At 57.7% G+C, this 13,075-nt stretch carries 8 protein-coding genes and 1 riboswitch; of the genes, 2 read left to right on the top strand and 6 right to left on the bottom strand.

Annotated features, from left to right (window positions below; genetic code table 11):
• Positions 1 to 33 precede the first annotated feature (33 nt).
• The gene (locus HZB23_01010) at positions 34 to 2,046 is read right to left on the bottom strand and encodes a hypothetical protein (GenBank protein ID MBI5843229.1); all 2,013 of its coding nucleotides are present in this window, start codon (positions 2,044 to 2,046) and stop codon (positions 34 to 36) included.
• A gap of 403 nt (positions 2,047 to 2,449) precedes the next feature.
• On the opposite strand from HZB23_01010, the gene HZB23_01005 reads away from it, so the two are divergent.
• Together HZB23_01005 and HZB23_01000 are read left to right on the top strand one after the other, a co-directional pair.
• On the top strand, positions 2,450 to 3,586 hold the full coding sequence (locus HZB23_01005) for a hybrid sensor histidine kinase/response regulator (protein ID MBI5843228.1): 1,137 nt from the start codon (positions 2,450 to 2,452) through the stop codon (positions 3,584 to 3,586).
• Positions 3,587 to 3,725: 139 nt separating this feature from the next.
• On the top strand, positions 3,726 to 4,832 hold the full coding sequence (locus HZB23_01000) for a Coenzyme F420 hydrogenase/dehydrogenase, beta subunit C-terminal domain (protein MBI5843227.1): 1,107 nt from the start codon (positions 3,726 to 3,728) through the stop codon (positions 4,830 to 4,832).
• 86 nt (positions 4,833 to 4,918) lie between these two features.
• Here the strand turns inward: HZB23_01000 and HZB23_00995 are convergent, their stop codons facing one another.
• From HZB23_00995 to HZB23_00975, 5 genes are all read right to left on the bottom strand, one after another.
• The gene (locus tag HZB23_00995; GenBank protein ID MBI5843226.1) at positions 4,919 to 5,950 is read right to left on the bottom strand and encodes an inorganic phosphate transporter; all 1,032 of its coding nucleotides are present in this window, start codon (positions 5,948 to 5,950) and stop codon (positions 4,919 to 4,921) included.
• A gap of 62 nt (positions 5,951 to 6,012) precedes the next feature.
• Positions 6,013 to 6,642, bottom strand: a complete 630-nt coding sequence (locus HZB23_00990) for a DUF47 domain-containing protein (protein MBI5843225.1) — start codon at positions 6,640 to 6,642, stop codon at positions 6,013 to 6,015.
• Positions 6,643 to 6,951: 309 nt separating this feature from the next.
• A complete protein-coding gene (locus HZB23_00985) occupies positions 6,952 to 8,112 on the bottom strand; it encodes a DUF362 domain-containing protein (GenBank protein MBI5843224.1) in 1,161 nt (386 codons plus the stop codon).
• Positions 8,109 to 11,228, bottom strand: a complete 3,120-nt coding sequence (locus HZB23_00980; GenBank protein ID MBI5843223.1) for an efflux RND transporter permease subunit — start codon at positions 11,226 to 11,228, stop codon at positions 8,109 to 8,111. The genes HZB23_00985 and HZB23_00980 overlap by 4 nt, the downstream gene beginning before the upstream one ends.
• A 75-nt stretch (positions 11,229 to 11,303) precedes the next feature.
• The gene (locus tag HZB23_00975) at positions 11,304 to 12,455 is read right to left on the bottom strand and encodes an efflux RND transporter periplasmic adaptor subunit (protein ID MBI5843222.1); all 1,152 of its coding nucleotides are present in this window, start codon (positions 12,453 to 12,455) and stop codon (positions 11,304 to 11,306) included.
• Positions 12,456 to 12,844: 389 nt separating this feature from the next.
• Positions 12,845 to 12,943: riboswitch (TPP riboswitch) on the top strand.
• Positions 12,944 to 13,075 lie beyond the last annotated feature (132 nt).

Raw genomic sequence — 13,075 nt, 5'->3', positions numbered from 1 at the left:
GGCGAAAAGGCCGGGCAGCGGCCTTGCCTCGGATCATTTTTTCCTTGCGGCGAAATGCTCCGCCCGCGACTTGTAGTAGTCGCTAAGGGGAATTAGGTACCATGCCTTCCTGGCCATTTCAAGGGCTTTTTCCCGGTTGCCCGTTACAAAGAGCGCCTCGGCCAGCGTATCGCAGGCCAGGGCCGAATCGGGAGCGATGGAATAGGCTTTCTGGGCCAGCTCCAGGGCCTTTTTGGGATCGATGAAGGCCTTGTCCCTCGCCGTGACGCATATCCACGCCATCCTGCTAAGGGCGTCGATGCTCTGGGGCATTATTTGAAGGGCCTTTTCCAGTTCATCGAGGGCGTCCTTGTACTTCAAGTCCTCCTCCGCCCTCTGGGCCTTGGCGAGCCTCTCCTTGACTTCCCTGTACTGGTTGAGGCGATCCGCGTAAACCTGGGAATAGGATTCCGAATCGGCAACCGCCGTGGACGCGGCCTGCTGAAACTCGATGGCCTTTTCAATGTCCCCGTTGAGGTACCAGGAAAGGGAGAGGGTGTCCAGGATATAGGGCTTCACCGGCCTGAAACGGGCCGCTTCGATGGCCAGTTCCAGGGCCTTTTTGGGGTCTTTGAAGGCGGGGTCCGTGGCCGTGGCGTAAAGCCAGGCCAGGTTGTTCAAGGCGTATGGGTATTCGGGCAACTCCTTCAGGGCCGCCTGGTACTCGGCCACCGCTTGCCCGTACCTGCCCTGGTTGTGGTACTCGTAGCCCTGTTTCACGTGGTTGTGATAGGAGTCCTGGTAGCAGAACATGGGGCTGTAGATTATCGTCACCTTGGCCCCGTCGGAAATCCCCTGTAGCCTCACCTGGGTGCCCAGGGTGGTGCGTTCGTAACGAAGGGCGAAATGCCTGTATTGCACGGGATGGGCGAAGGTCCCCTTAAAGAGCGGCAATTCCCTGCCCTCCTTGCCGAAGGGCTGGTCGGCGGGCATCCATCCGCCCTGGTCGTCCCATTCGCCGGGGCGAAGGACGATGTTGAAGTCTGCGTCCGATATGAAGCGGATGTGGCTTGGCTCGTTCACCATTATGCCGGTGTCGATGATCTGGTTTTTTTTGAGGGTGAATTCCTTCTGGTGAAGAATGTAGCGCACCGAGGATTCCTCGTTGTAGCGCTCGATGGAATCCCTAAGGCCCTCGAAATTTTCCATCGCCGCCGCCTGGGCCAGGTCGAGGACCACGCCTTCGTCCGCGACCTGGGACAGGAGGTCCTGGTAGTCCTTCACCTCGCCGAAACTGACCGATCTGCTGGTTATGATGTAGCGGCTGATGGCGAGCCCCGGGGCGGGCGCAAGCCGTGCAAAGAGTATGGCCGAATCCTGGTAAACTATGTCTTCGGGCTTTATGCGCTGCTGATCGAAGCGGTAGCCGTCCTCCAGGGTTTTTCCGAAAAGGCCCTTCAGGGCCTGGGGGGGGCCTATGGCCGAAAAGCCCAGGTAATGGCCTGCGGGCCTTTCCCAAATTTCGGATTCTATGGAACCCGGAAAGTCGCTCCGGGCGAAACGGGTGAGGGGGTAATAAAACCAGGACCTTTTGGCCGCGTTCTTGTAGTGGATGCACAATAGATCGTCTTCCCTGAAGGTTTGAAGGTCCTTCAGGTCTTCGGCTGAGACGTAATTGGCCGCGAGTTTTTTGGACGTGAGGCTTATGGGAAACCAGACCCCCGAATAATTCACGTTGACGGTGGGAAGAGGGATGAACTTGCCGTCCCGGTAGATATATATCCCGTATTTCTGGGGCTTCTTGTCGATTACCGCAGCCTCTTGCGGCGGGGTTGCTTCGCCGGGCTGGCCCGGCGCATCCTTTCCGGGAGGGCTGACCGGCCCGGACGCCGCCTTGGGAGGAGCCCCGGCGGCTTTTTTCTGCTCTTCCATTTCCTTGCGCGCGGCCTCCGCCAGGGGCGAGGTGGAGGCGCAGGACCAGAAAATCAGGGCCGACAGCATCGCTAAGAGCGCCAGGGCCAGGATTCCGCATGGCTTTCCGGCATTAAGGGCGGGGCCGAACCGCATGAATGGTTCCTCCATGAATGGGAATGGACATTTTTTGACAACTACCATTTTCGGGGCTTCTTGTCAAAAGAGCCTTCAAAAGGCGTTCGGGGACTATGGCAGTTTGTGCCGTGTGTCGAAATTGAAAACGGTTATGTTATTACCGAAAGCGCAATTTATATTCATTTTTCGTTTTCCTGAAATTGGCGGTGGAGGAAGATCGGTGCATTTCTTACATTTGCCGGACTCTCGGAAAAATGGAAAAGAACCATGCTCCGCTTAATAAGGCCCCAAAAAAAGTCAAACCAGTTGCCTAAGCAAAGCCTTTGTAGTATATTGGGCTTTGTTGCCTGCCTTGCGGGAGAGTGGAAACGATACGGTATTTTCACCCGGTTCCGGCGGACGAAGTCCAAAAGGAAGCTCCATGAACGACCAGATCGACATCGAGACTCCCCGAAATATTTTCGTGGTTGACGACGATCCCATAACCCTGCGGATCGAGGCCAAGATGTTGCGCGACTGGGGCTACAAGGCCACGCCCATCATTTCCGGCAGGGAGGCAATAGAGGCTGTAAAGTCGGATCCGCCGGATCTGATCATTCTGGACATCAACATGCCCGAAATGGACGGCTACGAGGTCTGCGAAGCCTTGAAGAGCGATCCCGGAACGGCTTCCATACCCGTCATCTTCATCAGCGCCTATAACGAAACCGCAGAAAAGGTGAAGGCCTTCAAATCGGGCGGGGTCGACTACATCACCAAACCCTTTCAGGCGGACGAGGTGAGGGCCAGGCTCGCCACCCACCTGGCCCTTGTGGAGAAGGCAAGGGCCCTGACCTTAAGCTACGAGGAACTCCGCAAGTCGGAGACCATGCGCGACGCCATGATCAACATGGTGATTCACGACCTGCGCTCGCCGCTCACCGCCATAGGCCTTTCCATGGAATACCTTTACGGCGAGGCCCGCGATGCCCTGTCCGACGACACCATCTCCCTTATAGATGAATCGGTGAAGTCGGTGAAGTGGATGGGCTTCATGGTGAATTCCATGCTGGACCTGCACAAGCTGGAAACCGGGCGGATTTCGCTCACCCTTTCTGATGTCGACCTTGCCGCTACAACCCGCGAGGCGGTAAAGGGCATGAGGGACATGACCACCAACTGCGCCCTGGTGAGCGAACCCTTTCCGGGAAGCGCGATGGTGCGCGCCGACAGGGAGGTGCTTTTCCGCATGGTGCAGGCCCTGGTGGGCAACACAGTGAAGATCGTCCCCGATGGGGCCACCGTGCGGGTGGGCCTGCGGGAGGAGCCCGGTTTTTTCATGTTGAGGGTGCGCGACGACGGGCCGCCCATCCCGCCGGAGTTCCATGAGATGCTTTTCGACAAGTACAGGGCCACCATGGTCCGGGCCATGAAAAAGTCCTATTCCACGGGCCTTGGGCTTCCCTTCTGCAAGGCCGCCGCAGAGGCCCACGGGGGACGGGTCGGGCTTGAAAGCCATCCCGGAAAGGGAAACACCTTCTGGATTCTTCTTCCCGTAAGCCCCGGTTCCGGGTTATAATGAATATTGTTGTATATTGATCGCCGTCAGGAAACCTCCCTTCCCAATAAGCTGAGCGGTTCGGGCATGGCCCCGGTTAGCCGGGGCGGGTTTCGCTCCAATTTTTCCCCCAATAATTTTTGCTTGCGAGGGCCTTATCATGAAGACCTTTGAAAGCCTGGTGGAAGAGGTCCAGAAGCCCGGACTTTGCCATCACTGCGGCGGATGCGTAACCTTCTGCACCGCCATCAATTTCGGCGCGCTGACAATAGGGCCGGATGGATGCCCCAAGTTCGGAGACCGGGACAAGTGCATAGAATGCGGCATCTGCTACATGATATGCCCGGAAATAGGCGAACTGGATAACGAGGCCCGGAAAAGCATATCCTGGCAGCCGCCTTCGGGCAGGGTGCTGGGCGTTTCGGCGGCCCGGGCCACTGACCGCAAGATACTCTCAAACGCCACAGACGGCGGGGTGGTTACGGCCATTCTGGCCCACCTGTACGACGAAGGCCGCATAGACGGGGCCATCGTTACCCGCCAGGCTGGGCTTTTTCTGCGCGAGCCCTTTCTCGCCCGCTCGCGGGCGGAAATCATCGAAGCCGCAGGCTTTCATTTCGACGCTTCCCACGGGATGAGGCTTTTTTCCGAAACCTACTCCACTTTCGTGCCATCGGTGGGGATGCTGGGGCCCATGGCCAAGGCGGGGGCGCGCAGGGTGGCCTTTGTGGGCTCTCCCTGCCAGATAAAGACCATAAGGAAGATGGAGGCGCTGTCCATAGTGCCAACGGATTCCATCGCCTACCTTCTGGGCCTTTTCTGCTCCGGCAACTTCCTGTTCGGCCCGGAACAAAGAAAGAAGCTGGAGAGCATGGGCGGCTTCAAGTGGGAGGACGTGAGGAGGATAAACGTCAAGGACGGGCTCATGATCCACCTGGAATCCGGGGAAATCAGAACCATAGCCCTTGAGGACATAGCCTTCATGCGGCGCTACGCCTGCAGGTTCTGTGACGACTACGCGGCCGAATACGCGGACATCTCCTTCGGCGGCATAGGCGCACCCGAAGGTTACACGGGGGTGATAGCAAGGACTCCCCTTGGGAGGGCGGTTTTCAACTGGACCAAGGACGACGGCGCCCTGGAGGAACTCTCCCCGTCTGAAGTATCGCAGGCCGCCGCAGCGGTTCTTGCAAGGGCTACCGAAAAAAGCGCCAGGAAAAAGGAGCTTGCCGTAAAAAACCGCGAAACCCTCGTAAATCCCGCCTGAAAAAACCAAAAAAAGCCGGATGCCTTCACTGGTTTCAATGAAGGCATCCGGCTTTTTTTGGTACGCAATGGAAAAGGTACAACAGGTTACAAGCCCGGAACAAAGAGCTTGAAAGCCCACAGGCAGGCCATTGAAACCAGGGCCGACATGGGGATGGTAAGGAGCCACGCCCAGACGATATTTCGGGCAACGCCCCAGCGTATGGTGGAAAAGCTCGTGGTGGAGCCAACGCCTATTATTGAGCCGGTGATGGTGTGGGTTGTGGAGACCGGGACGCCGAAGTGGGTGGCCAGAAAAAGGGTAGCGGCCCCGGCGGTTTCAGCACAGAACCCGCCAACGGGCTTCAGCTTGGTTATCTTCATGCCCATGGTCTTCACTATCCGCCATCCGCCGCAGGCCGTGCCCACCGCCATCGCCGCGTGACACGACAGAATTATCCACAGCGTTTTGCCGTCCATAAGCGACAGTTTAACGTCCGGGCTGAAAATTCCTCCGGCAACCAGAAGGGCAACTATGATGCCCATTGTTTTTTGGGCGTCGTTTCCGCCGTGGCCCAGGGAATAGAGGGCCGCCGAGAAAAGCTGGCCCACCCGGAAAAAGCGGTCCACTGTGGCCGGTTTCCACTTTTTGAAAAGCCAGAACACGAGGTTCATGATTATGAAACCCAGGCCAAAGCCCATTAGCGGGGCCAGGGGGATGTATTCGGCGGTAACCAGAACCTTGTGCCAGTGAATGGCGGAAAAACCGTTGTGGGCGATTCCGGCCCCCACGAAGCCGCCGATTATGGCGTGGGAGGAACTGGTGGGAAGCCCCCACCACCATGTTAGGAGGTCCCACACAATGGCTCCGAGAAGCCCTGCCAGAACCACGTAGACATAGACGGGGTCCTTTCCCGTTATGACCACTATCTTGCTGACGGTGTCGGCCACCTTGGGGGCGAACACGAACATGGCTATGAAATTGAAGAAGGCGGCCCACAGGACCGCCATCCTGGGGCTTAACACCCTGGTGGAGACCACTGTGGCTATTGAGTTGGCCGCGTCGTGAAATCCGTTTATTACATCGAAGATGAGTGCGACGATAACCGTGAAGATCACTACTATGAATATGGTTGTCATTGATCTGGCGTATCCCGTTCAGGGTTCATGCCGGCAGAACGTCTTCGGCAAGACGCCCGGCTTTACGAGTTTTCCAGCACTATGGCTTCCACAACGTTGGCCACGCCTTCGCAGCGGTCAGTGGCCCGTTCGATGTGCTCAAGGATGCTGCGCCACTTGATGAGCTCCCTGGTGTCATCCTCTTCCCGGAAAAGCCGCGCTATGGCCTTTCTGCGCACGTCGTCGGCCAGGGTTTCAAGCCTGTGAATCTCGCCCGAAAGTTCGTTGATCCGTTCCGTGTGCTTTTTGACGTCCTTCAAAAGGACCACCATTTCCGCAACGTTTTTCACGCATTCCACCAGGATGACGGAAAGCTCCCTGGCGTCCTGGTTCATTTCCCTTGGCAGGTAAAGCTCGATCCGGGTGGCGGCTGCCTCGGTCAAATCCAGGATGTCGTCCAGGCGCTTGCACAGCTTGTGGATGTGCTGGCGGTCGAAGGGGGTGACAAAGGTCTTGTGAAGGTGCTGGAAGGCGGCGTGGATGTGCTCGTCGCTCTGCCTTTCGAGGGCTTTTATGTGCTTTGCGTGCTCCTCGAAGGAGGCCCCCTCGTCCAGCATTGTTTTGAGCCTTGCGGTGGCTTCGGTTATAAGGAGCGCTATCTGGTTGAAGCGCTCGAAAAACAGGTCATCCTTGGGCATGAAAAAGCCTAACATGGCGATCCTCCGATTTTGGCCCGATATTTTCCTAACGGATTCCTAACCGTCTGCTGACATTTCGGGCCGGTTGTCGCACAAAAATTTCCGGCTGTAAAGGGTTTCCGCCTGGCAGACCAGGGCGAACACATATGTAAAAGAGCAGTCGTCACCGACAGTCGGCCAGGCCATTTTTGCCTGGGAGCGCAGGCGTCACGCCAGCTTTTGCAGTATAATGCCGACGGGACGCCCCGCGTTCCCGGAAGGAAAGCCCCTATCTCATTTTCTGGTGCGCTGAAAACTGTTAAGAACCATTTTCAAATAAAATCTTCACAGCCTTATGAGCCACTGGAGCGCCCCGTGCTTCTTGGATATGGCCGCCTCCGGGCAGACCTCCATGCAGCAGTAGCAGCGTATGCACTTGTCGTGATCGTAGGAGGGCGTCTTTTTGACGCCTGAAGCCTGGCTTATGGCCTGGGCCGGGCAGATTTTCATGCACTGGTAGCACAGGGTGCACTTGCCCTCCCCTGGCATGGGCCGGTCGAGAACCAGGTTTTTGAAGCGTTTGGACGTAAAGGGCCAGCGCACCATGTTGGACATGAAAGTGCCCCGCGACGGCGCAAGTGGCTTTATGCCGAGGGATGAAATGGGCGCGCCCACGAGAATCACCTCCGAGGGCGAGGCCACCCCGTAGCCGCGCTCGAAGCCCTTGACGACCGTGTACGCCTTTTTGGGGTCGAGCCCCGATGCCGTGGTGGCGGCCCAGTCTATGGCCACAGCGTCGAAGGAGGCGAATATGGCGTTCATGGGCTTGGGGGTTCCCGACGTTCCGGGGCCTTCGCCCTCCATGGCAAGCACGGCGTCCATGAGATGGATCACCGTCTTTGGCTTTTCAAAGCCCTGGGTTATGCCGCCGTAAAGGTCCATGAGAAATTCGCAGAACTCGTCGGCCCCCGGAAGTTTCACGTGCATGCGGCTTTTGGCCAGCCCCGGAATGGTCCCGAAAAGGTTCTTCACGGCGGCGGTCATGTAGGTCAGCCCGTGGGTCTTGAACTTCGGCAGGTTCACAATTATGTCCGCGTCGAAGTAGGCTGCTGAAATATCGATATTCTTGAATTTCACCCCGTCTTCAAAGACCAGGGTGCGGGTTTCCTTCACGTCCGCCACTTCCACGCCCTCGTCCTCGACGATTTTTCCGAAATCGGTTTTTTTGAGGGTTTTTTCCAAAGAGTGGATGGAGGGCGATTCCACCAGCACCGGCCTTCCGCCGTATTTCTTTATTATGCGAACCGCTGCCCGGAAAAATTCCGGGTGGGTGGTGATGGCCCTGTCCGCAGCCGCAGGAATAAGGAGGTTGGGCTTCACCACCACGTTTTTGCCCGAAAAACCCTCCGGGTCGAAGCCGATGTTGGCCAGACTCTCGTAAAGCCTCGCTTCAAGCACGTCCGGGGCGTAGGTGTCGCACTTCAAAACCGAAACCGTTGCGTTCATGGCTCTTCTCCCTGGGTATTGGCGGTAAGATTCACGGCTTTTCGCACGGACGCATCCGTAAGATCGGGGCTTGCGGATTTCCTGGGGAAAAGCCTGGTTTTCACGCTGTCGAAAAATACGTAGATCACGGGTGTTATCACAAGGGTCACCATCTGTGATACCACAAGACCCCCGCAGACAGCCAGCCCCAGGGGACGCCTTGCCTCCCCCCCGGCCCCGTAGCCCAGGGCGACTGGTAAAATACCCATGAAGGCGGCGATGGTGGTCATCATGATGGGCCGGAACCGTGTCAGCGCGCCCTGGTGGATGGCGTCTTGCGCGCTCATTCCCTGGCTGCGCTCGGCTGAAAGGGCGAAATCTATCATCATGATGGCGTTTTTCTTCACGATGCCGATGAGCATGATCACCCCCACGAAACCGTAGAGGTTCAATTCCGCCTTGAAGACCAGAAGCGCGGCCAGGGCTCCCATTGCCGCCGAAGGCAGGCCCGCAAGTATGGTGAGGGGATGTATGAAGCTCTCGTAGAGAATGCCCAGTATGAGATAAATGACCGCGATTGCGGCCAGGAGCAGGAAAAGGAGGCTCGTGATGGAGCTTTTGAAAGCCTCCACCGTGCCCTCGAACCTTGCCGGGACATCAGGGGGAACCACTTTTGCTGCAAGCCTTTCAACGGATTCCGTGGCCGAGGAAAGGGCCACTCCGGGCCTGGTGTTGAAGCTTACGGTTACCGATGGAAGCTGGCCCGAATGGTTCACCTGCAAGGGGCCGAAGGTTCGCCTTATGCCGCTTATTTCGGATAAGGGAACAAGCGCCCCGCTGCTCGATCTGACGTGAAGAAGGCTAAGGACGTCCGGGGATTTCTGATATTCGGGCAAAAGCTCCACGATGACCTTGTAGGCGTCGCTGGCCGCGTCTATGGTGGAAATCTGCCTGGACGAAAAGCCGGAGTAGAGGATGGCCTGAACGTCCTCCGGGCTCACCCCCAGGGCGCGCGCCCGGTCGCGGTCCACCACCACTTCCATTTCCGGGTTATCCAGAAGAAGGTCGTTGGTGACGTCCATGATTTCAGGGAGTTTCCGCATCTCTTCGGTGAGGTTTTCCGCCACCGCGTAGAGCTTTCGAGTATCGGTGCCCTGGAGAGTGTACTGGTAGGCGGCCTCGGTGCGCTTGGTGCCGACATCTATGGGCGGCGGATTCATCATGAAGACGGCAAGCCCCGGAATGCCCGAAACCTTGGGCCTGAGCTCGGCGATTATGTCGTCGGCGCTTCGCTTCCTTTGATCGAGGGGTTTCAGCCTCACCACCAGCATGGCGGAATTTGAGGCGTCCCGGCCTATGACCGGCATGGCGAAGGTGACGTCCGGGTCCTTGCCTATGATGTCCGCGAGGGCCGCCATCTTCTCCTTCATGGCGGAAAAGCTGATGCCCTGGTCGGCGCGGGTTCGGCACATGAAGATTCCCCGGTCCTCCGGGGGTATGAATCCCTTGGGGACCATGCCGAAAAGCTGGAACGTGCCCCACAGGGTGCCTAAGAAAATGATTATGGTGAGAAATTTGTGCCCAAGGGCGAAAACGAGAATTCGGTTGTATATGCTTACGAGAATTTTTTTCCTTTTAGGGCCTTTCCCTTCCTCGTGATGCCCGTAATGGCCCAGAAACCTGCTTGCCAGCATGGGGGTGAGGGAAAGGGAGACGAAGCCTGAAACCAGGATGGCCACCGTGATGGTGACGGCGAATTCCTGGAGTATGCGGCCCACCATGCCGGTCATGAGCACCACCGGCAGGAAGACCACGCACAGGGAGAGCGTCATGGAGATGATGGTGAAGCCGATTTCCCTGGCTCCGTCTATGGCGGCCTCCATGGGCTTTTTTCCCATCTCTACGTGGCGGACTATGTTTTCCAGCATGACGATGGCGTCGTCCACAACAAAGCCCACTGCGAGGGTGAGAGCCATGAGGGAGAGGGCGTCCAGGCTGTAGTCCAGCAGGTACATCACGGCGAAGCTGGTGATGAGCGACATGGGGACCGCAAGGCTCGTTATGATGGTGGCCCTGATGTTGCGCAGAAAAATGAAGACCACCCCCACCACCAGGATGACGGCCAGAAGCAGGGTGAACTGCACGTCGTTAAGGCTCTCCCTTATGGTGAGGCTCCTGTCGTAGACCGCTTCGAGGGTTATGGCGTTAGGCACCTCGCCGCGTATGTGGGGAAGGGCCTTTTTTATGGCGTCCACCACCTCTATGGTGTTGGCTCCGGGCTGGGTCTGTATGGCCAGCATCAGGACCTGGCGGTCCTTCCACCAGGTGCCGCTTTTGTTCGATTCCACCCCGTCCACGGCGTCGCCCACGTCCCTTATCCGCACAGGAGAGCCGTTTCTGTAGCTGACTATGATGTCCCGGTACTGGAGGGCCCTTGTGAGCTGTCCCGGTGCCTGGATGGTGAGCCCGCCCTTTTCGCCGTCCAGGGTGCCGGAAGGAAGATTGGTGTTGGCCTCCTGCACCGCCGACACCACCTCGCCTATGCCCACGCCCACCGAGGTCATGGCCGTTGGATCGAGCTGCACCCGAACGGCGTATTTCTGCTCGCCGTAAACGTTGACCTGGGCCACGTCCTTGATGGTTGAAATCCGGCGGGCCACCAGGGTCTGGGCGTAGTCGTTCACCCGGTAAAGGGGCATGGTGTCCGAATACATGGAGATGAAAAAGACCGGGCTCTGGGTGGGGTTGCTCTTCCGGTAGTTGGGCGGGTTGGGCATGGCCGCAGGCAGCTTTGCCGCCGAAATGGCGCTCTGGACGTCCTGGGCCGCCGAGTCGATGTCTCTTGTGAGGTTGAACTGAAGGGTGATGGATGTCTGGCCCGTGATGTTGGTGGAACTCATGGATGCCAGGCCGTCTATGGCCGAGAACTGCTTCTCAAGAGGCGTGGCCACCGAGGTTGACATGGTTTCCGGGCTCGCGCCCGGAAGGGAAGCCGACACCTGGATGGTGGGGTAATCTATGGCCGGAAGATTGCTGTTCGGGAGGAACAGATAGCCCATCACTCCGAAAAGCAACATGCCCACGCTGACCAGAGTGGTCATTACGGGCCGCTTTATGAAAAGCTCTGTGGGGCTCATGGCGACTCGTTTCGCATTCCTGAAAGAAAAATCTGAAACAGGCTGATCCTGTTCAACGGGGGCCGTCCCTCTTTGTCAGTGCGAGGCCTTCCCAGCCGCGCCCGGTTCGGACTCCGCGCCCCGCAGGCCTTCGGCCAGCTTGATCTTGGCTCCGGGCTTCAAGGTAAGGTGCCCTTCCGTGACGACGAGGTCGCCGGGCAGAACGCCTTCGGTTATCACCATGTCCTCGCCCAGGGTTTCGCCAGGGACCACCGGAAAGACTTCCACCGTCATGTCCTTTGCCACCTTGAACACGATGGGGCCCTTGGGGCCGTTCTGGAGCGCCCTGGCCGGGATCACCACGGCGTCTTTGATGGTGGCGATATCGAGGGTCACGTCCGCGAACTGGCCCGGCCACATGGAGCGGTCCCTGTTGGGGAAGACGGCTTTCAGCATCACTGTTCCGGTGGATGCGTCCACCTGGTTGTCCAGAAAGGCCAGGCTGCCGCCCTGTCCTTCCTCTGGGCCGCCCGAAACCCTGGCCGTGACCTTCAAGGTGTTGGAGGCTGCGGCCTTTCTGATGGCGGAAAGCTCCTTCTGGGGTACGCTGAACCGTATGTTTATCGGCTCCATCTGCCTTATCACCACCAGCACGCTCGCCGGGTCGGCCTTCACCACGTTTCCGGCGTTTACGGCAAGGCTTCCGGTGCGGCCCGAAACTGCGCTTCTTATGGCGCAGTAATCGAGCTTCAGCTTCGCCTGGTCAACAGCAGCCTGATAGGAGGCTATCACCGATTCCTGGGCAGCCGCCTTGGTCACAGCTGCGTCGTAGTCCTGCCTGCTTATGAAATCCTGCTTATAGATTGATTCGGCCCGGTCCCGGTCCCTTCGGTACTGCTCAAGAAGGGACTTTTCCCGCGCGAGGTTGGCCAGGGCCCCGTCAAGGGCCGCCTGGAATGGTTTTGGGTCCATGGTGAAGAGAAGGTCGCCCTTTTTCACGTCCTGCCCTTCGGTGAAGTGGACGGCCTCTATGGCCCCCTCCACCCGGCTGCTAATTGAAACCGTGGACACGGCCTCGGCGGTTCCGATGGCCGTAAGGCGCACCGGAATTTCACGCGCTTCGGCTGGGCTGGCCGAAATCAGCGCGGGCGGGCGTTCCTTGGGCTTTTGGTTTTCGGGAGCCTGTTTTTTGCAGGAAAAAGCCGTAAGCGCCAGAACCGTACACAACAGCATTGAAAGAAATCTCATGGGCCATTCCGGGACTTATGTTTTAAGAATCCTTGCGGACCATCGGCAAGCCTTTTGATACAGGACATCTTTGGCCGGATGCTCCGCCATTGCAAACAGGGCGAGGATAGCCCTTAAGGCCCCGGAAAGCAAGCTGCTTTGAGTCGAGGCGCTGTCTGCGAAAGATCATTCGGCCCACGCGGACAATATCTGCCCGAAGTTTGTTTGAAACAGTTCCTGAGGAAAACATTGACTCAATCTTGACTATCAGAAGTGATAGCTCTTTCCTCCTGCCTGAAAACACTTGGTTTTCATGTTCTGAGTTTTACTTTTCTCTTTTTATATAGGCCATTCCGGGAAAAAATTCTTTACAGGCCATGTTTTTCGTGTCAGAAAGGAAAAGAAAATTTCTCCGGCCTTTGGGGTGCCCGAAAACTTCGGGCTGAGATCATACCCATTGAACCTGATCCGGCTAATACCGGCGTAGGGAACCTGGCTCCGGAAAAAGGCGTAGGCCTTACGGGTTCCCATACGGGAACCTTTTTTTTTCGGCCTGTCCAAAAACGCGAACTGCGGTGTCGTGCTTCAAAGCCAATTCCGCCACGTACGAAAAAGTACGCTTGCTCATTGGCTTTTCACAC

Source organism: Deltaproteobacteria bacterium (genome assembly GCA_016235345.1).
In the GTDB taxonomy this organism is placed as follows: Bacteria; Desulfobacterota; Desulfobacteria; order Desulfobacterales; family Desulfatibacillaceae; genus JACRLG01.
The sequence above is the reverse complement of the archived record's forward strand: the minus strand, read 5'-3'. Positions and strand labels throughout refer to the sequence as shown.

Bases quoted from the DNA above. Each gene is read 5' to 3' on its own strand.
- HZB23_01000 (MBI5843227.1), top strand. From the start codon at position 3,726: ATGAAGACCTTTGAAAGCCTGGTGGAAGAGGTCCAGAAGCCCGGACTT.
- HZB23_00975 (MBI5843222.1), bottom strand. From the start codon at position 12,455: ATGAGATTTCTTTCAATGCTGTTGTGTACGGTTCTGGCGCTTACGGCT.
- HZB23_01010 (MBI5843229.1), bottom strand. From the start codon at position 2,046: ATGCGGTTCGGCCCCGCCCTTAATGCCGGAAAGCCATGCGGAATCCTG.
- HZB23_00980 (MBI5843223.1), bottom strand. From the start codon at position 11,228: ATGAGCCCCACAGAGCTTTTCATAAAGCGGCCCGTAATGACCACTCTG.
- HZB23_01005 (MBI5843228.1), top strand. From the start codon at position 2,450: ATGAACGACCAGATCGACATCGAGACTCCCCGAAATATTTTCGTGGTT.
- HZB23_00990 (MBI5843225.1), bottom strand. From the start codon at position 6,642: ATGTTAGGCTTTTTCATGCCCAAGGATGACCTGTTTTTCGAGCGCTTC.
- HZB23_00985 (MBI5843224.1), bottom strand. From the start codon at position 8,112: ATGAACGCAACGGTTTCGGTTTTGAAGTGCGACACCTACGCCCCGGAC.
- HZB23_00995 (MBI5843226.1), bottom strand. From the start codon at position 5,950: ATGACAACCATATTCATAGTAGTGATCTTCACGGTTATCGTCGCACTC.